Below are 17015 nucleotides of genomic sequence, written 5' to 3' on the forward strand. Positions count from 1 at the left end.
TCACAGATATTTGGTGATCTCGCGGAAGACCGACAGCTTGTCCTTCATCTCGGCGGGAAGCTCGGAATCGCCGGCGCCGAGATGATGGTCGATATGATCGATGATTAGGAGCTGCTTGGTCTTTTCCAGAGCCTTGATCACCGCCTGCATCTGCTGGGCGATGACGAGGCCGTCGCGGCCTTCGGCAACCATCTTCACGACAGTGGCAAGATGGCCTTCGGCGCGGCGCAGGCGCTTGTGGATTTCGGGATCGTTGACATGGCTCATGCCGTATCCATATCCCCCGGTAGGGGATATGGCAAGCATTGAGGGTAACTGCCTGCCGGCGCTAGGCTCGACCCAGGGCAATCTCAGTTGAAACACCCCCACCCCTAGCCCCTCCCCGCAAGGGGGAGGGGACGATGTCATCGCCGCACAGCAAAGTTCCCCTCCCCCTTGCGGGGAGGGGCTAGGGGTGGGGGTGGAGAAGAACGAAAAGCTGACTCTGACGCCTAGACCGCCTTGCAAAGCCGCAGCAGGCCGGTCATTTCCATGACGGAGCCTTTCCTGAAGGCGATGTAGGTCGGCTCTTCCTCGCCGTGGAAGCGGCGTTTGAAGGCGGCCTGGCCTTGCAGGTTGAAGATACGGCTGTTGACGCTCTTGGAATCGTAGGCGCGGGCGAACATCGTTCGCCAGAAGCCGCTTTCGGAAAAACCGCTGGCCTTGATGTCGGCGAGCGGCGAGAGGCCGAGGGTGACGATGCTGTGGCCTTCCCTACGGAAGCGGTCGACGGCGAATTTGGTCAGGCCGACTTCGGCGTGCGGCGTGGTGCCGACCAGCTTGCGCTTGAAGGAGGTGGTGTAGCCGATGATTTCGCCGTCGCGATGCAGCGGGTCGAAGTCCAGAAGCGCCACCGATTGCCCCTCGGGATCGACGAGCGTGAAGCGGCGCATGCCCTCGCCGGCAGCAGCGTCGAAGGGACGGTTGAGAAAGCGCATTTCCCAGCGCTTGACGATGCGCTCGGACAGCCATTCCGCCGACAGTTTCTTGACATGCTCAAGCGAGGCGACGCCGCCATCGTCCTCGATGATCGAATAGCCCTTCTTGAACAGCCAGCGTTCGGAATAGCGCACCGTTTCGTTGCGCGAGCCGGAAAAATCATGCCTGGCAAGGTCGAGCCTGGTGTCGATGCCCATGCGATTTACGCGGTAGCCAAGGCCGGAAAGCGTGCGGGCGGTGTCCTCGCCGATCTGGACGAACCAAGGCGTGCCGGCGGCCTCGACGAACCGCCGGATATAATCACCGCGCTCATCGGGTGCGGCCACCGGATCGCCCAGCGCAAAATGCCCGCCCATCTTGGAGGCAAAGGCGACATAGCCATTGTCGTCGCCGAAATAGGAAAGCCCGTTCTGGACCGCAGTGGAGTAGGCAAGCGAGAAATCGCCATGGCGGCGCAGCAGCTTCAGCCGATCTTCCAGCGCAAGATCGAGGGTCGGCACCCTGGCGGCCCTGCCCTCCATGAAAACGTCGAACCTGTTGCGCAGGGAGGGCATTCGTCAGTCCTTGATCGATAAGCGTAACAACGTGCCCCTACCGCATCTCAAACCCACATGCGAGCCGCTTGTTCCACCGCACTCTTGCTCAAATTGCGCGGCTGCGCCACAAGGCTTCCCGATTGCACCCGCCACGAGCACCAGATTTCCGGTGATTTAGGAATGACTGCAACAAAAATCGAGGACGTGATCGTAATCGGCTCCGGAGCCGCCGGGCTGGCTGCAGCACATGCGCTGGCCAGGGCCGGGCTTTCTCCGGTGATTCTGGAGCAGGAAGACCGAATCGGCGAGCCCTGGCGGCGACGTCACAAGAACCTGCGGCTCAACACGCACCGCGACCTGTCCCATCTTCCCGGCATAAGGTTTCCACGCGGCACGCCCGCCTTTCCCTCCCGGGTCGAGGTGATCGACCATCTGACGGCCTTCAACGAGCAGCAAAAGCTTGCCATAGAATTCGGCATTTCGGTCGAGGAGATTTTCCGCGACGGCGACGCCTGGGCGGTGAAGACCGACAAGGGTGTGCGCCATGCTCGCGACGTGGTGGTTGCCACCGGGCGCGACCGGAAACCATTCATCCCCTCGTGGCAGGGACTGGCGGATTACGACGGCAGGCTGATCCATTCGGCCGATTTCGGCGAGGCTTCCGACTACACCGGCAAGAGTGTGCTGGTGATCGGTGCCGGCAACTCCGGTTTCGACGCGCTCAACCATTTGATTCGCGCCGAGACTGGACCGCTATGGCTGTCGGCACGCAGTGGCCCGACCGTGCTGCCCAAGCGCATCGCCAGCGTCGCGGTGCACAAGGTCTCGCCCCTGACAGCGGCGCTGCCGGTGAAGCTGGCCGACATGGTGATTGCGGCGACGCAGCGGCTGGTGTTCGGCGACATGACCAGATACGGCCTGCCGAAAGCAGCGGCCGGCGGGGCGAGCCGGCTCGGCTCCGACTATACGGCGATAGCCGCCGACGACGGCGCCATGGCGGCGATCAAGAAAGGGCGCATAACGATCGTGCCCGGCGTGCGCGAATTCACGGCGGACGGCGTCGTGCTCGCAGACGGGCGGACGATCAACCCCGACGTGGTGATCGCCGCCACCGGCTATCGCACCGGGCTTGACGACATGGTCGGCAAGCTCGGCGTGCTCGACCGCAACGGCACCCCGCTGTTCAACGGCCCGCAGGCGGCTCCCGGCTGGCCGGGATTGTGGTTCACCGGCATGCGGCCGAGCCTGCTCGGCTGCTTCCGCAATGCGGTGGTGCAGGGCGAAGGGATTGCGAAGGCGGTTGTGAAGGCGCGGCAGCACTAAGGGCTCCCCTCTCCGTCTCGGCTTCGCCGAGCCACCTCTCCCCATTTCATGGGGCGAGGAACCCAAGCCTTGAAACGCCGCGGCCTTGCAGGACCTAGGTTCCTCGCCCCCGGAACGCGGGGGAGAGGTGGCGCGCGAAGCGCGACGGAGAGGGGGTATTCGCGATGACCTACTTAATCATCCGGTTCTTTCAGTCACAGACCAACGACCCCTGCCAATCTCACACCGACTTCGTTATCCCGCCATCAATCCGGATGTTCTGGCCGGTGATGTAGCTGGAGCGGTCGCTGGCCAGGAAGGCGATGAGCTCAGACACCTCCTCGACGCGGCCGTAGCGGCCCATGGGGATGCGCTCGCGCCGTTCGCCGGCTTCGGGGAGGCTGTCGATGAAGCCGGGCAGGACGTTGTTCATGCGGATGTTTTCCGCGGCGTATTTGTCTGCGAAGAGCTTGGTGAAGGAGGCAAGCCCGGCGCGGAATACGCCCGAAGTCGGGAACAGCGCTTCCGGCTCGAAGGCGGCGTAGGTCGAGATGTTGACGATGGAGCCGGACTTCTGCGCCTGCATCACCGGCGTGACCAGACGTGCGATGCGTACGGCATTCAGCAGATAGGTCTCCATGCCGAGATGCCAGTCCTCGTCGGTGATCTCAAGGATCGGCGCGCGCGGGCCGTGGCCGGCGCTGTTGACCACCGCGTCGATGCGGCCCCACTTCTCGACCGTTGCGTCGACCAGCCGCTTGAGGTCGTCGTTGGAACGGTTGGAGCCGGTGACGCCGATGCCGCCGAGCTTTTCGGCCAGCGCCTCGCCCTTGCCGGACGAGGAGAGAATCGCGACCTGAAAGCCGTCTTCGGCAAGCTTGCGCGCCGCATCCGCACCCATGCCGCTGCCGCCCGCCGTGACGATCGCCGTTTTCAGTTCCGACATTCTTTCTCTCCCTTTCGTGATCTGACCGCAGCCAGTGCATCGCCAAGAGGTATCGGTGCCGTCCTCGCAGGGCAAGACGCTGGTCCAACAGATGGCGGACGGCGCTGGCCCATGGCCGGGACGCGCCAGCATCTTGACGGCGTGCCGGCTTTGCCCGAGAGATCGCGAAAAGGGGCTGGATGCCATGCACGGCCCTGCCCGCGGAGAACAATTTGTCCCTATCCGGCTTCGCCCAACTCATCGCTTCGACGGTGATATTCCTGCTCGCTGCAACGGGCGCCAAATCCTGGGCGCTCGCACCGAGCATTCCCAAGCTGCTGCTGACGCTGGCGCTCTATTCGCTGGGCAATCTCATCATGCTGCGGCTGGTGCGCGAATTCGGCATGGCCTCGGCCTTCAGCCTGTCGGCCGTCATCCAGCTTGTCGCGGTCAATGTGATTGCGCTTGCGTTTTTCGGCGAGCGGTTGAGCCTTGTTCAGAGCGGCGGGATCGTGCTTGCGATCGTGGCTGTCGGGTTGATTACGCTCGGGCCTACGGCGAGCGGGCAGTAAAAATCTTAGAGGCAGGTGCTGCCCCTCACCCTTACCCTCTCCCCGTGAACAACGGGGAGAGGGAGGCGTCAGCGTTGCAGCTTCGTCCTTCTCCCCGTCACTATACGGGGAGAAGGTGCCGGCAGGCGGATGAGGGGCAGCTAGGCTTTAGTCGAGCCAATCAAACCGCGATCTTGCCGCCGCCCTGTTTGGTGATGGCGACGACGGCCGGGCGTACCGGCATGTCGTCCTTGAAGTCGGGCCAGCGGGTCGACAGGTCCTCGTAGTAGGAGGGGCGGCCAAAGCCTTCCCAGTCCTCGCCGCCATCGCCCGGATGCTGGACGGCGACGAACATCGACTGCATGTCGGGGGCGAGCAGCGGGCCGCACATTTCGGCACCCACCGGCACGCGGAAGAACAGCTTTGACGTTGCCCGCGCCTCGCCCTCGGTGTCGACCGCCCAGATGCCGTCGGTGCGGCCGGTGGCCTTGGGCGAATTGCCGTCGGTGGCGACCCAGAGGCGGCCATCGGCGTCGACGGCGCAGTTGTCGGGCATGCCGAACCAGCCATTGGCAGTGGTCGATGTGGAGAAGGATGCACCGACCTCGGCGACCGAAGGATCACCGCATTTCAGCAGCACTTCCCACTTGCCCTTGGTCGCGGCGAAGTCGCCGCCCTCTTCCACCAGTTCGATGAGATGGCCGAAGGCGTTTTCGGCGCGCGGGTTGGCGGCGTCGACCTGATCGGCCTTGCGCTTGGTGTTGTTGGTCAGCATGACATAGACCTTGCCGTTGACGGCATTGGGCTGAATGTCTTCCGGCCGGTCCATCTTGGTCGCGCCGAGCAGGTCGCCGGCGCGGCGGGTTTCGATCAGCACGTCAGCCTGGCTGGCAAAGCCGTTTTCGGCGGTCAACGGGCCCTGGCCGAACACGACCGGCAGCCATTCGAACGAACCGTCATCGGCGAACTTGGCCACGTAAAGCGTGCCTTCGTCGAGCAGGTCGAGATTGGCGGCGCGATCGTCCGGATTGAACTTGCCGGCGGTGACGAATTTGTAGACGTAGTCGAAGCGCTCGTCATCGCCGAGATAGAAGACGACCTGGCCGTCCTTGGCGACGATCGATTCGGCACCCTCGTGCTTGAAGCGGCCCATGGCGGTGCGCTTCTTCGGCACCGAGTTCGGGTCGTTGACGTCGACCTCGACGATCCAGCCAAAACGATTGGCTTCGTTCGGCTCCTTCGACACGTCGAAGCGATCGTAGAAATTGGCCCACTGATAGGTGCCTTCGGGAATGCCCATGCGCTTGTAGTTGGCGGCTTCCTTGTGGTCGGCCGGCAGCTCGCCGGCGAAATAGCCGTGGATGTTTTCTTCGGCCATGACATAGGTGCCCCATGGCGTGACGCCGCCGGCACAGTTGTTGACGGTGCCGAAGACTTTCGTACCGGCAGCGTCGGCATTGGTCTTGACGCGGTCGTGGCCGGCGACGGGGCCGGAAAGCCGCATTTCGGTGGTGGAGGTGATACGGCGGTTGAGCTTGCCGTCACGCACGACCTGCCACTTGCCGCCTTCCTTTTTGATCTCGACGATGGTGCCGCCATGGGCCGCCATTTCGATGTCGACGCGCTTCTGGTCGGCATCGGCAACCTTGATCTTGCCCTCGGCCACAGTGACGATGCCGGGGAACATCAGGTGCTCGTTGGTGTATTCGTGGTTGACGACGAGCAGGCCATGCTCGGACGAACCGTCGATCGGGATAAAGCCGACATAGTCATTGTTGTAGCCGAACTGCTTTGCCTGGGCTTCGGCCGACTGGTTCTTCGGGTCGAATTCCGGCGCGTCGGCAAACAGCGGATCGCCCCAGCGCAGCAGCACGTCGGCGTCATAGCCGGCGGCGACGTGATGCTTTTCGTCGATGCCGGCCTCGATCTCGTCGAAGTTGAAGGCGGAGCCGGAGGCTGCGCGCGCATTGTCGGCGGTGATCAGCGCCAGCGGGCTGACGGTGGCGGCGATGGCCGAAACGGCGAGCGAACCTTTCAGGAAACCGCGGCGCGAGAAGCGCGAGGCTATGATTTCGCCCATGGTCGGGTTTTCCGTCGGATTGTGGCCGGGGCCGTCATTCTCCTCGAGCTGGCTGGTGCGGAAAACGGCTTCCGGGGGAAAATGATCGTTCATCAGCGTGTCCTCTGGCTTGATCGGTGGCTTGGGGATGAAACCGACGGCTAAAGCGGCTGCGTAACAGGAAGATGACGCTATCGCGTCGTGTGCTCAAATAACAATGCGCACGGCCTCATCTGCTTGACGGACCATCGGAATTTCCGAAAACCGGGCATGAAAAAATTCGCGGCATTTGCGCCGGCCGGCTTGCCCGCTTATTGAAGGCACCGCATCTATTGTGCCGACGAAACAGCCTGGGGTTTTCATGCCGACATTTCTGGCAAATCTGCGCGGCAAGGTGGAGTTCACCGTGCTGCTTGCGGCGATCATCATCGCCGGCGGGCTGTGGGGCTTCGTCGAGCTGATGGAGGTAGCGCGCGACGCGGCCCCTCACGGCTTCGACACGCAGATCCTCCTGGCCTTCCGCACGCCGGGCGACCCAAGTACGCCGATCGGACCTTTCTGGATGGAGGATGTCATGCGCGACATCACCAGCCTCGGCGGCGGGGCCATTCTCGTGGCCATCGTCACCGTCACGATCATCTACCTCCTGATCACGCGCCGCATTGCGACGGCATTGTTCGTCTTCGTTGCGATCACCGGCGGCCAGGCGCTGAACGGCCTGCTGAAGCTTGGCATCGACCGCCCGCGCCCGGAACTGGTGTCGCATCTGGTCAATGTGCACACGCTGAGCTTTCCGAGCAGCCATGCGATGATGTCGGCGGTGACCTTCCTGACGCTAGGCACGCTGCTGGCGCGGCGGATGACCGGGCGCGCGACCAAGATCTATGTGCTGTTCGTCGCCGTCCTGCTGACTTTCCTGGTGGGGCTCAGCCGCATCTATCTCGGCGTTCACTGGCCTTCGGACGTGCTGGCCGGATGGTGCGCCGGGTCGGCCTGGGCGATGCTGTGCTGGCTGGTCGGGCGCTGGTTCCTGCGGCAAGGCACTCCGGAAGACGCGGCATCGGGACCTTCTTGATGGATTTACACTTCATATTCATGCTTGAAACATCATGATAACTGTACCATACATTCATATTGCGGACTCAGACGGGAGTTCTGACCAGTGATCACAGCTGCGCAAATGCGCGCCGCACGGGCGCTGGCCGGGATAGACCAGAAGACACTCGCCGAACGCGCCGGCGTTTCGCTTCCGACCATTCAGCGCATGGAAGCGAGCGACGGTGTGGTGCGGGGCGTGGTCGACACGCTGGTCAAGGTCATTCAGGCGCTTGAGAAATCGGGCGTCGAACTGATCGGGGAAAACCAGCCGAGCGAGGGCAGCGGCAGGGGCGTGCGCCTCAGGCAGCCGGCGCCCGACCGAAACGGTTCCAACGGCTGATCCGCAAAGAGTCGCGACGGCGACCGCCGACATGATGCGAGAGTGACCGGCCTGCCGGCACCGCTGATCCAGCCGACGATCCCGCCGCCTTCATATGCGGAAGGCAGTTCATGGATACGCTTCGTCAATCACGGCATCAGGCATCACGGCAAGCAGAACCCAGTTTCGCGGAGCTGTTCACGCCCAAGCTGATCACGGTCTTTCGCGAAGGCTATCATCTTCCGCAATTCAAGGCCGACATGATTGCCGGGCTGACCGTTGCGATCGTCGCATTGCCGCTGTCGATGGCGATCGCGATTGCCTCGGGCGTCGGGCCGGAACGCGGGCTGTTCACGGCAATCGTCGGCGGCTTCATCGTTTCGCTGCTTGGCGGCAGCCGGTTCCAGATCGGCGGGCCGGCGGGTGCCTTCATCGTGCTGGTGGCCGCGACCGCCGACCGTCACGGCATAGACGGGCTGATCCTCGCCACGCTGATGTCGGGCGTCTTCCTCATCGCCACCGGCTATCTGCGGCTCGGCACTTACATAAAATTCATTCCGTATCCGGTGACGGTGGGCTTCACCGCCGGCATCGCCGTCATCATCTTTTCCAGCCAGTTGCACGATCTGTTCGGCCTGACGCTTGCCGGCAAGGAGCCCGGCGAACTGGTGCCCCGGCTGATCGCGCTTGGCGAGGCCGCAAGCACGACGAATGGCTCAGCACTTGCCGTCGCCGTACTGACGATCGCCATCATTATTGCCCTGAAGCGCTGGCGGCCGTCCTGGCCCGGTTTCCTGATCGCCATCGCGGTCGCGTCGCTGGCGGCCGTCGTGCTCAACCTGCCGGTCGAGACGATCGGCACGCGTTTCGGCGGCATTCCGCGCATGCTGCCGGAGCCGGCGTTGCCGATGTTCAGCCTCGACAAGGCCTACGCCGTGCTGCCGGATGCGATCGCCTTCGCGCTGCTCGGCGCGATCGAATCGCTGCTTTCGGCTGTGGTCGCCGACGGCATGACCGGGCGCCGGCACCGTTCCAACTGCGAGCTGGTGGCGCAGGGCTTCGCCAATATCGGCTCGGCGCTTTTCGGCGGCATCTGCGTGACCGGAACGATCGCGCGCACGGCAACCAATGTCCGGTCTGGCGCGCATGGGCCGGTGTCGGGGCTTCTGCACGCGGTGTTCCTGCTGCTCTTCATGCTCGTGGCTGCGCCATTGGCCGCCTATATCCCGCTCGCTGCCCTTGCCGGGCTGCTCGCCGTCGTCGCCTGGAACATGGTGGAGAAGCCGGCCTTCGCCGCCCTGCTGCGCTCCTCACCCGGTGATGCACTGGTGCTTCTGGCAACCTTCGGCCTGGTGATCTTCCGCGACCTGACGACCGGCATCGTCGTTGGCTTCGCGCTCGGCTCGGTGTTGTTCATCAACCGCATGTCCAAGGCGATCGCGGTGGAAGCGCACGCGCCGCTGGCCGTCGACGATGTCGCCGATGCCACCAATGGCGGCCGCAATGTCTATGACGCAGCCTCCGCCAGCGACCCGGACACGGTGGTCTACCGCATCTCCGGCGCGTTCTTCTTCGGTGCGGCCTCGACCGTCGGGACCGTGCTCGACCGCATCGCCGACCAGCGCAAGAGCTTCGTGCTCGACTGTGCAGCGGTGCCGTTCCTCGATTCGACGGCAGCCAATGTCATCGAGGGTGCGGTGCGCAAGGCAAATCGCGCCGGCGTGCGCTTCTTCATCACCGGCGCCAACCGGCAGACCCGGCGCACCCTGATGGCGCATAGCGTGAAGCCGCCACATGTCCGCTACAAGGCGACGATCGCCGGGGCGCTGGCGCAGATCAGGGCGGAACGCGACATGCCCGAGGATGTCGCGCTGCATTGAGCGGAATCGCCCGTGCTGAATTCTGTCCTCGGCTAGGCTCGACTTCGAGTTGCCAAAACCCGCCGAAAGCGACAATCTGGCTTCGGCGAGGCGGCTGACGGATGGATGCCGGCCGGGAATGTAGCTTCAGATGGGATCGACCGCGCGGATTTGCCGGGGCTGCTGGGATCAGATGCATATGCCGATCCCTATCAGGGGTCCGCTGGCGCTTCCGTTCCGCATCTGCGGCATCACGCAGAGCAAGATGAACCCGAACATCTGCACGATCTGCGAGCGCTCGTTCCGCTATGTCAAGAAACAGCGGCAGATCTCGGTGCCGGCCACCATCCTGTTTGCCGACATACGCGGCTACACCGACCTGTCGGAGCGTATGGACCCTGTCGTGCTGGGCGAAATCGTCAGCGTCTTCCAGGATCAATGCGCCCAAGCCATCTGGGCGCATGACGGTATCGTCAACAAGCAGATGGGCGACGGCCTGATGGCGATCTTCAACTTTCCGATCAAGACCGAGCACCACGCCGACGCTGCGGTGACGGCGGCCATCGACATACAGCGGCGCTGCACGTCGGCACTTTCCGCGCTGGCATCGCGTCACGGCGAGACTGCCGCCGGCGCGCTGGGCGTCGGTGTCGGCGTTCACACCGGTCAGGTCGAGATCGGGGAATTCTCGACGCTGCGCAGCGATTTCACCGCCATCGGCGGCGTCGTCAACCTGACGGCGAGGCTCGAAGCCCAGGCGGCGGCCGGCGAGATTCTTGTCTCCCCCGAGGCCGCAGTGCAGGCCGCGGGCCTGCTGGCTGGCACAGCAACGCGGGCGTTGACGCTGAAAGGCATTGCGCTGCCTGTGCTGGCCCATGTTCTGAACGCAGGCGGCTGAGCGGCGCTGCACGGAGAGCTTTCATGGAAAGAACAGCGACCTGCTCCTGCGAAAACCTCCGCATCGTCTGCACGGGCGAGCCGGCGAAGGTCTCGCTGTGCCATTGCCTGGCTTGCCAGAAGCGCACCGGGAGCACCTATGGCATCGCGGCCTTCTTTCGCCGTGATGCTGTTCGGATCGAGGGACCGCACAAATCCTATACGCGCCCGTCCGACAGCGGCTTTCCCGTGACGTTTCATTTCTGCCCCGACTGCGGTTCGACCGTCTTCTGGGAACCGCAGCGCCGGCCCGAATTTGTTGCGGTCGGTGTCGGTTCCTTCGCCGATCCGGCCTTTCCAGCGCCGACACAGGCGGTCCATTCCGAGTCCCGGCATGCCTGGGTCAAGGACATCGGCTGACATCCATCATTGATGGCCGGACTTCGCCGGCGGGTTGACAAGAACAGGACCGCACGCCATACTTAACTCATAGGTTAAATACATCGGCGAGCGGGCAGTCGAGAAAATCGAAACGGCATTTCCTGGCAATGAGGAGCAAGACCATGGAACCGCATAAAGTCGTATCGCAGCAGGAATGGATGAAAGCGCAGACAGCGCATCTGGTGAAGGAAAAGGAATACACCAGGATGCGCGACAGACTGCGTGCCGAGCGGCTCGAACTGCCCTGGGTCAAGGTCGAGAAGGAGTATGTCTTCGACACGCCCGACGGCAGGAAGACGCTTTCCGAACTGTTCGACGGCCGCAGCCAGCTGGCGCTCTATCACTTCATGCTCGGGCCGGACTGGGAGGAAGGCTGCACCGGCTGCTCCTTCGGCTGCGACCATTTCGACGGCGCGAACCTGCATCTGCAGCATCATGACGTGACGCTGGTGGCCGTAGCGCGGGCGCCGCTGGCCAAGATCGAAGCCTACAAGAAGCGCATGGGCTGGCAGTTCCCATGGGTGTCGTCCAATGGCAGCGACTTCAATTTCGATTTCGACGTGTCGTTCAACAAGGAAGACGTCAAGGCCGGCAAGGCGATCTACAATTTCCGCCCGCTCGATTTCGAAATGGACGAGCTGCCCGGCATGACCGCCTTCTACAAGGACGAGAAGGGCGACATCTACCGTACCTTCTCGCAATATGCGCGCGGCGGCGAGGAAGGCATCGGCGCCTACATGATCCTCGACATCATGCCCAAGGGTCGCAACGAAAAGGGCACCATGGACTGGGTCAAGCGCCACGATGAATATGAGGACGATCCGCAGCTGAAGGCGATGATGGCGGGGTCGTGCTGCGGGTGAGATGATTGGGTAGAGTAGGGAAGATCCCCCTCTCCGTCTCGGCTTCGCCGAGCCACCTCTCCCCCGCTTTGCGGGGGCGAGGAACCCAAGTTCTGAAATGTCGCTGCCTCGCAGAACCAAGGTTCCTCGCCCCATGAAATGGGGAGAGGTGGCTCGGCGAAGCCGAGACGGAGAGGGGCCTAAATCACCCCCACACCATCAGCGCAGCCAGTCCAACCGCACCGACGATCAGCCGCCACCAGGCGAACAGCGCAAAGCCGTGGCGCGAGACGTAATTGAGCAGATAGCGCACGACGATGACCGCCGTGATGAAGGCGGCGACAAACCCGACCGCGATGATCGGCAGATCGGCCGCAGAAAGAATATCGCGGTTCTTGTAGAGGTCATAGGCAAAGGCGCCGGCCATGGTCGGCATGGCGAGGAAGAAGGAAAATTCCGCCGCCGAGCGCTTGTCGGTGCCCATCAGCAATGCGCCGACGATCGTAGCACCGGAGCGCGAGGTGCCGGGGATCATCGCCAGACACTGGAAGAAGCCGATCTTCAGGCACAGCGACAGCGGGAAATCCATGACGTCGTGATATTTCGGCTTCAGCGCCATCCGGTCGAGGGCCAGAAGAACAAAACCGCCGATGATCAGCATGATGCAGATGAGCCGCGGCGATTCGAACAGCACCGTCTTGATGAAATCATGCGCCAGCGCGCCGATGACGGCCGCCGGCAGGAAGGCGACGAGAATGCCGAGCACGAAACGCTGCGTCCTTGGGTCGCTGGGCAGATCGGTCGCCATCTTCCACAGCCGGCCGAAATAGACCGACAGGATCGCCAGGATCGCGCCGAGCTGGATCAGCACCTCGAAGGACTTTCCCGTCGACTGGAAGCCGAGGAAATGCCCCGCCAAAAGGATGTGTCCGGTGGAGGAGACCGGGATGAATTCGGTCAGCCCTTCGAGCAGGCCGAGCAAAAGGGCTTCGACGATCGTCTGGTGTTCCATGGGTCTCTCGGTGACTTTTTATTAGAATGGACGGTTGAGGAGGAGCGTTGGAATGACGGGCGCTTGCTTGTCACAGCGCGGAACTATGCCTATAGGTCGGGGCGCTTGACCGCCCGGTGAATCGGGCAGAGATAGAACTACCGGCGCGGCCAAATAAAGACCAGCGCACTTTTTCATCGCAGGACCATGCTGACGCTTTTCCATCACTCCATGTTCGCCTCCTGTCGCTTCGTTCGCCTGGCTTTCGGCGAGTATGGCGAGGAACTGGCGCTGATCGAGGAAAAGCCGTGGACGCGCCGCAAGGAGTTCCTGGCGCTGAACGCCGCCGGCACGCTGCCGGTGCTGCTGGCCGAAGGCGACGTGCCGATCGTCGGCGCCGGCGTGATCGCCGAATATCTCGATGAGACGCGCGGCGTGCTGAAGCGCGACAAGCGGCTGTTTGCCGAAAACCCGATGGAGCGGGCCGAAATCCGCCGGCTGGTCGACTGGTATCTGGCCAAGATGGACAGCGAAGTGACCCGCCATCTGGTGCGCGAACGCGTGCTGAAGCCGCTGATGCCGAGCGAGATGGGCGGCGGCTCGCCCGATTCGGGCGCGATCCGCGCCGCCCGCGCCAATATCCGCCAGCACATGAAATACACCAACTGGCTGGCCGGCACCCGCCATTGGCTCGCCGGCCCGCGCATCACCTATGCCGATCTGGCGGCGGCTGCCGCCATCTCCGTGCTCGACTATCTCGGCGAGGTCGACTGGCGCGACCACAACGCGGCGCGCGACTGGTATACGCGCGTCAAATCGCGGCCGTCCTTCCGCCCGCTGCTGGGCGACCGGGTGCGCGGCCTTTCGCCGGTGTCGCATTATGCGGACCTCGATTTCTGACAAAGCCCAGAAGGGCAAACCGGACGAGGTCGATCGCCTGCGGCAGTTGATCGACCGCGAGGCAGCGCGGGCCGGTTTCGATTCCGTCGCCATCACCACGCCCGACGCCATCCCGCAGGCACCGATGCGGCTCGCCGAATTCGTCGCCGACGGTTTTCATGGCTCGATGGCGTGGATTTCGGAGACGCTGCAACGCCGCGCCGACCCCAGCACATTGTGGCCGGAGGTGCGCTCGATCATCGTGCTGGCGATGAACTATGGCCCGGAAAGCGACCCGCGCGCGTTGCAGGAAAAGCGCGATCGCGGGGCAATTTCGGTTTATGCCCAGAACCGCGACTATCACGACGTGATGAAGGGCCGGCTGAAGGAGATCGCCGGCAAGATCGTCGCCAGGGCCGGCGGCGACGTAAAGGTTTTCGTCGATACCGCGCCGGTGATGGAAAAGCCGCTGGCGCAAAGCGCCGGCATTGGCTGGCAGGGCAAGCACACCAATCTGGTCAGCCGCGAATTCGGCTCGTGGCTGTTTCTCGGCACGATCTTTTGCACCGCAGAGCTGACGCCCGACAAGGCGGAGGAGGACCATTGCGGCTCCTGCCGCGCCTGCCTCGACGCCTGCCCGACCGACGCCTTCCCCGCGCCCTACCGACTCGATGCGCGGCGCTGCATCTCCTATCTCACCATCGAGAACAAGGGGCCGATCCCGCAGGAATTCCGCGCGGCGATCGGCAACCGCATCTATGGCTGCGACGATTGCCTCGCCGCCTGCCCGTGGAACAAATTCGCCCGCGCTGCCTCCGAGGCCAAGCTTGTCGCACGCGACGACCTGCGGGCGCCGGCACTGGCCGATTTTCTGGCCATGGACGATACCGGCTTCCGCGACTTCTTTTCCGGCTCGCCGGTCAAGCGCATCGGCCGGGATCGTTTCTTGCGCAACGTGCTGATCGCGGCGGGGAATTCGGGGGATGCGTCGCTTGCCGCTGCCTGCGAGAGCTTGGCGGCCGACGCCTCGCCGCTGGTGCGCGGGGCTGCGGTGTGGGCGCTGTCGCGGCTGATGGAGCCTGCGGCATTTTCCGCGCTTGCGGCGCGGGCGGGAGCGGAATCGGATAGCGATGTGCGCCGGGAATGGCTTTTGGCCACCGGCAGCCACCCAGAAACCAGGACACATGCATGACCGCGACAAAACTGTTCATCTTCGGCGCCGGCTATTCCGGCAAGGCGGTTGGTCGAGCGAAGCCGGAGGATGCGAGCGTGGCGGGCACGACGCGCTCGGCGGAGAAATTCGAGATGCTGCGGCAGGCCGGGATCGAGGCATTTGCATTCGATGGGACGCTGACCGAGGCGTTGACAAAAGAGCTTGCCGGGACAACGCACCTGCTGGTCTCCATCGCGCCGGACGAGGCAGGCGACCCGGTGCTGATCGCAGCGCGGGAAACGATCGCCAAAGCCATGCCGAAGCTCCGCTGGATCGGCTACCTCTCCACGGTCGGCGTCTATGGCGACCATGGCGGTGCGTGGGTGGATGAGACAGGTGAATGCAAGCCCGTCTCGCGCCGCTCGGTGATGCGGCTGAAGGCCGAGCAGGAATGGCAGGAACTCGGCCGCGCGACCGGCCTGCCGGTGGCGATCCTGCGCCTTTCCGGCATTTACGGGCCGGGACGCAACGCCTTCGTCAATCTGGAGAACGGCACGGCCAAGCGCCTGATCAAGCCGGACCAGGTGTTCAACCGCATTCATGGCGAGGACATCGCCGGTGCCGTCTGGCATCTGGCGGGCCGGGATCTGGGCGGCGTCTTCAACGTCACCGACGACATGCCTGCCCCACCGCAGGATGTGGTGACCTATGCGGCTGGATTGATGGGTGTTACGCCGCCGGCCGAAATTCCCTTCGAGACCGCCCAACTTTCGCCCATGGCACGGTCTTTCTACGGCGAGAACAAGCGCGTTTCCAATGCGGCGATCAAGGCTGCGGGCTATCGTTTCCACTATCCGGACTACCGTGCCGCGTTCGATGCGATGTGGGCGGCGCGGAACTGGAAGGATGGCGAGGCGCGCAGCCCGATGAAGGCCAAATGATCGAAGACCGACACGAAGCGTGGTATGATTCGAAATCGAGCCACTCGTTTACGCTTCGGTAACCAGGGCGTCTCACCCTTGTCGTAGAGGGGCATGACCGGGAAATGCGCATGAAATCCATCCTTCAGGCAGCCGCAAGGCTGACCGGCATCGCCATTGCGGCACTGGCTTTTTCCGGACTCGAGCCGAGCGGCGCTAGCGCGGACGAGCTGGCGAAGAACCTGTTCGGGGCTGAAAAACTGCCGGCAATGGCCGCCCCGCAATCGATCGGCTTCTACTCCAAGGGCTGTTTTGCCGGCGGCGTGGCTATCGCCACCGACGGCCCGACATGGCAGGCGATGCGGCTTTCGCGCAACCGCCGCTGGGGCCATCCGACGATGATCAACCTGATCGAGAAGTTCTCGCGCGATGCGACAGCCGACGGCTGGCCCGGCCTGCTGATCGGCGACATTTCGCAGCCGCGCGGTGGGCCGATGCTGACGGGGCATGCCTCGCACCAGATCGGACTTGATGCCGACATCTGGTTCACGCCGATGCCGGACCGCCGGCTTTCGCCGACCGAGCGCGAGAATATGAGCGCGGTGTCGATGGTCAACGAGAAGACACATCTGGTGAAGGACAGGCTTTGGACTGCCGCGCATACGCGGCTTCTGCAGCGCGCCGCCAGCTATCCGGAAGTCGAGCGCATCCTGGTCAATCCGGGCATCAAGAAGAAGCTGTGCGACACGGTGACGGGCGACCGCACATGGCTGCGCAAGATCCGGCCGTTCTGGGGCCATGACTATCACTTCCATGTCCGCATCGGCTGCCAGCCAGGCTCGCCCGGCTGCAAGCGGCAGGAGGCGACGGCTGCCGGCGACGGCTGCGACAAGTCGCTGGCATGGTGGTTCACCGAGGAGCCGTGGCGCCCCAACAAGAACCCGGACGCGCCGAAGGCACGCGACAAGATGACGATGGCGAGCCTGCCGGCGGCATGCAGGGCTGTGCTGAGCGCTCCCAATCCGGTTTCGGAAGCCGCCGTTACGGTTGGTGGGATGGGCTCGGCGGTTGCCACCGCACCTGCACCGGCGGCGCCCGAGACGGATACGGTCGATGTCGGCGCGCCTCCGGTCCCGGCCAGCGCCTTTGCGCCGACACCGATCAAGCGTCCGCCTTTGCCGGTGGCCAAGCCCTCGAGCCAGAACCGATAGGAATGGGCGGGGCGGATCTTGCCGCCCCTTTCCTCGCCGCGTTTCCTTCTCTATAGGTTTCAACCGATTTAGTTT

At 63.7% G+C, this 17015-nt stretch carries 17 protein-coding genes; 12 read left to right on the forward strand and 5 right to left on the reverse strand.

Annotation, left to right across the window (positions count from 1 at the left end; genetic code table 11):
* Window positions 1-267 (reverse strand): metal-sensing transcriptional repressor, encoded by a 267-nt coding sequence (locus WBQ96_RS17440; protein WP_165118942.1) that lies wholly within the window; start codon window positions 265-267, stop codon window positions 1-3.
* Window positions 268-491: 224 nt separating this feature from the next.
* A complete protein-coding gene (locus tag WBQ96_RS17445) occupies window positions 492-1532 on the reverse strand; it encodes a phosphatidylglycerol lysyltransferase domain-containing protein (protein WP_336552289.1) in 1041 nt (346 codons plus the stop codon).
* Between the two features lie 162 nt (window positions 1533-1694).
* On the opposite strand from WBQ96_RS17445, the gene WBQ96_RS17450 reads away from it, so the two are divergent.
* Complete coding sequence (locus tag WBQ96_RS17450) at window positions 1695-2837, forward strand: flavin-containing monooxygenase (RefSeq protein WP_336552291.1); 1143 nt, start codon at window positions 1695-1697, stop codon at window positions 2835-2837.
* A gap of 220 nt (window positions 2838-3057) precedes the next feature.
* Here the strand turns inward: WBQ96_RS17450 and WBQ96_RS17455 are convergent, their stop codons facing one another.
* On the reverse strand, window positions 3058-3762 hold the full coding sequence (locus WBQ96_RS17455) for an SDR family oxidoreductase (protein WP_336552292.1): 705 nt from the start codon (window positions 3760-3762) through the stop codon (window positions 3058-3060).
* Window positions 3763-3974: 212 nt separating this feature from the next.
* Between WBQ96_RS17455 and WBQ96_RS17460 the strand changes: the two genes are divergently transcribed.
* Window positions 3975-4313, forward strand: a complete 339-nt coding sequence (locus WBQ96_RS17460) for a hypothetical protein (protein WP_336552294.1) — start codon at window positions 3975-3977, stop codon at window positions 4311-4313.
* Window positions 4314-4473: 160 nt separating this feature from the next.
* Here the strand turns inward: WBQ96_RS17460 and WBQ96_RS17465 are convergent, their stop codons facing one another.
* A complete protein-coding gene (locus WBQ96_RS17465; RefSeq protein WP_336552297.1) occupies window positions 4474-6465 on the reverse strand; it encodes a PhoX family protein in 1992 nt (663 codons plus the stop codon).
* A gap of 247 nt (window positions 6466-6712) precedes the next feature.
* On the opposite strand from WBQ96_RS17465, the gene WBQ96_RS17470 reads away from it, so the two are divergent.
* The 6 genes from WBQ96_RS17470 (at window position 6713) to WBQ96_RS17495 (ending at window position 11807) form a co-directional block, all read left to right on the forward strand.
* Window positions 6713-7426, forward strand: coding sequence for a phosphatase PAP2 family protein (locus WBQ96_RS17470; protein WP_336552299.1), 714 nt, complete (start codon window positions 6713-6715; stop codon window positions 7424-7426).
* Between the two features lie 87 nt (window positions 7427-7513).
* The gene (locus WBQ96_RS17475; protein WP_091911282.1) at window positions 7514-7789 is read left to right on the forward strand and encodes a helix-turn-helix domain-containing protein; all 276 of its coding nucleotides are present in this window, start codon (window positions 7514-7516) and stop codon (window positions 7787-7789) included.
* Between the two features lie 110 nt (window positions 7790-7899).
* A complete protein-coding gene (locus WBQ96_RS17480) occupies window positions 7900-9648 on the forward strand; it encodes a SulP family inorganic anion transporter (RefSeq protein WP_336552301.1) in 1749 nt (582 codons plus the stop codon).
* A gap of 130 nt (window positions 9649-9778) precedes the next feature.
* A complete protein-coding gene (locus WBQ96_RS17485) occupies window positions 9779-10525 on the forward strand; it encodes an adenylate/guanylate cyclase domain-containing protein (RefSeq protein ID WP_336552303.1) in 747 nt (248 codons plus the stop codon).
* 23 nt (window positions 10526-10548) lie between these two features.
* A complete protein-coding gene (locus tag WBQ96_RS17490) occupies window positions 10549-10923 on the forward strand; it encodes a GFA family protein (RefSeq protein ID WP_336552305.1) in 375 nt (124 codons plus the stop codon).
* Between the two features lie 143 nt (window positions 10924-11066).
* Window positions 11067-11807, forward strand: coding sequence for a DUF899 domain-containing protein (locus WBQ96_RS17495; RefSeq protein WP_336552307.1), 741 nt, complete (start codon window positions 11067-11069; stop codon window positions 11805-11807).
* Window positions 11808-11991: 184 nt separating this feature from the next.
* Here the strand turns inward: WBQ96_RS17495 and WBQ96_RS17500 are convergent, their stop codons facing one another.
* Window positions 11992-12798: an undecaprenyl-diphosphate phosphatase gene (locus WBQ96_RS17500; protein WP_336552309.1), complete on the reverse strand. Its 807-nt coding sequence runs from the start codon at window positions 12796-12798 to the stop codon at window positions 11992-11994.
* 186 nt (window positions 12799-12984) lie between these two features.
* Between WBQ96_RS17500 and WBQ96_RS17505 the strand changes: the two genes are divergently transcribed.
* The 4 genes from WBQ96_RS17505 (at window position 12985) to mepA (ending at window position 16940) form a co-directional block, all read left to right on the forward strand.
* Window positions 12985-13677: a glutathione S-transferase family protein gene (locus tag WBQ96_RS17505; RefSeq protein WP_091911294.1), complete on the forward strand. Its 693-nt coding sequence runs from the start codon at window positions 12985-12987 to the stop codon at window positions 13675-13677.
* Window positions 13658-14848, forward strand: a complete 1191-nt coding sequence (gene queG / locus WBQ96_RS17510; RefSeq protein WP_336552312.1) for a tRNA epoxyqueuosine(34) reductase QueG — start codon at window positions 13658-13660, stop codon at window positions 14846-14848. Before WBQ96_RS17505 ends, queG begins: the two co-directional genes overlap by 20 nt.
* Window positions 14845-15750 carry an SDR family oxidoreductase gene (locus WBQ96_RS17515; RefSeq protein ID WP_336552314.1) on the forward strand — a complete coding sequence of 302 codons (906 nt, stop codon included), beginning with the start codon at window positions 14845-14847 and terminating at the stop codon, window positions 15748-15750. Before queG ends, WBQ96_RS17515 begins: the two co-directional genes overlap by 4 nt.
* Window positions 15751-15860: 110 nt before the next feature.
* Complete coding sequence (gene mepA / locus WBQ96_RS17520) at window positions 15861-16940, forward strand: penicillin-insensitive murein endopeptidase (protein ID WP_336552315.1); 1080 nt, start codon at window positions 15861-15863, stop codon at window positions 16938-16940.
* The last annotated feature ends 75 nt before the right edge of the window (window positions 16941-17015 follow it).

The organism is Mesorhizobium sp. CCNWLY176, assembly GCF_037153935.1.
GTDB classification, from domain to species: Bacteria; Pseudomonadota; Alphaproteobacteria; order Rhizobiales; family Rhizobiaceae; genus Mesorhizobium_M; species Mesorhizobium_M zhangyense.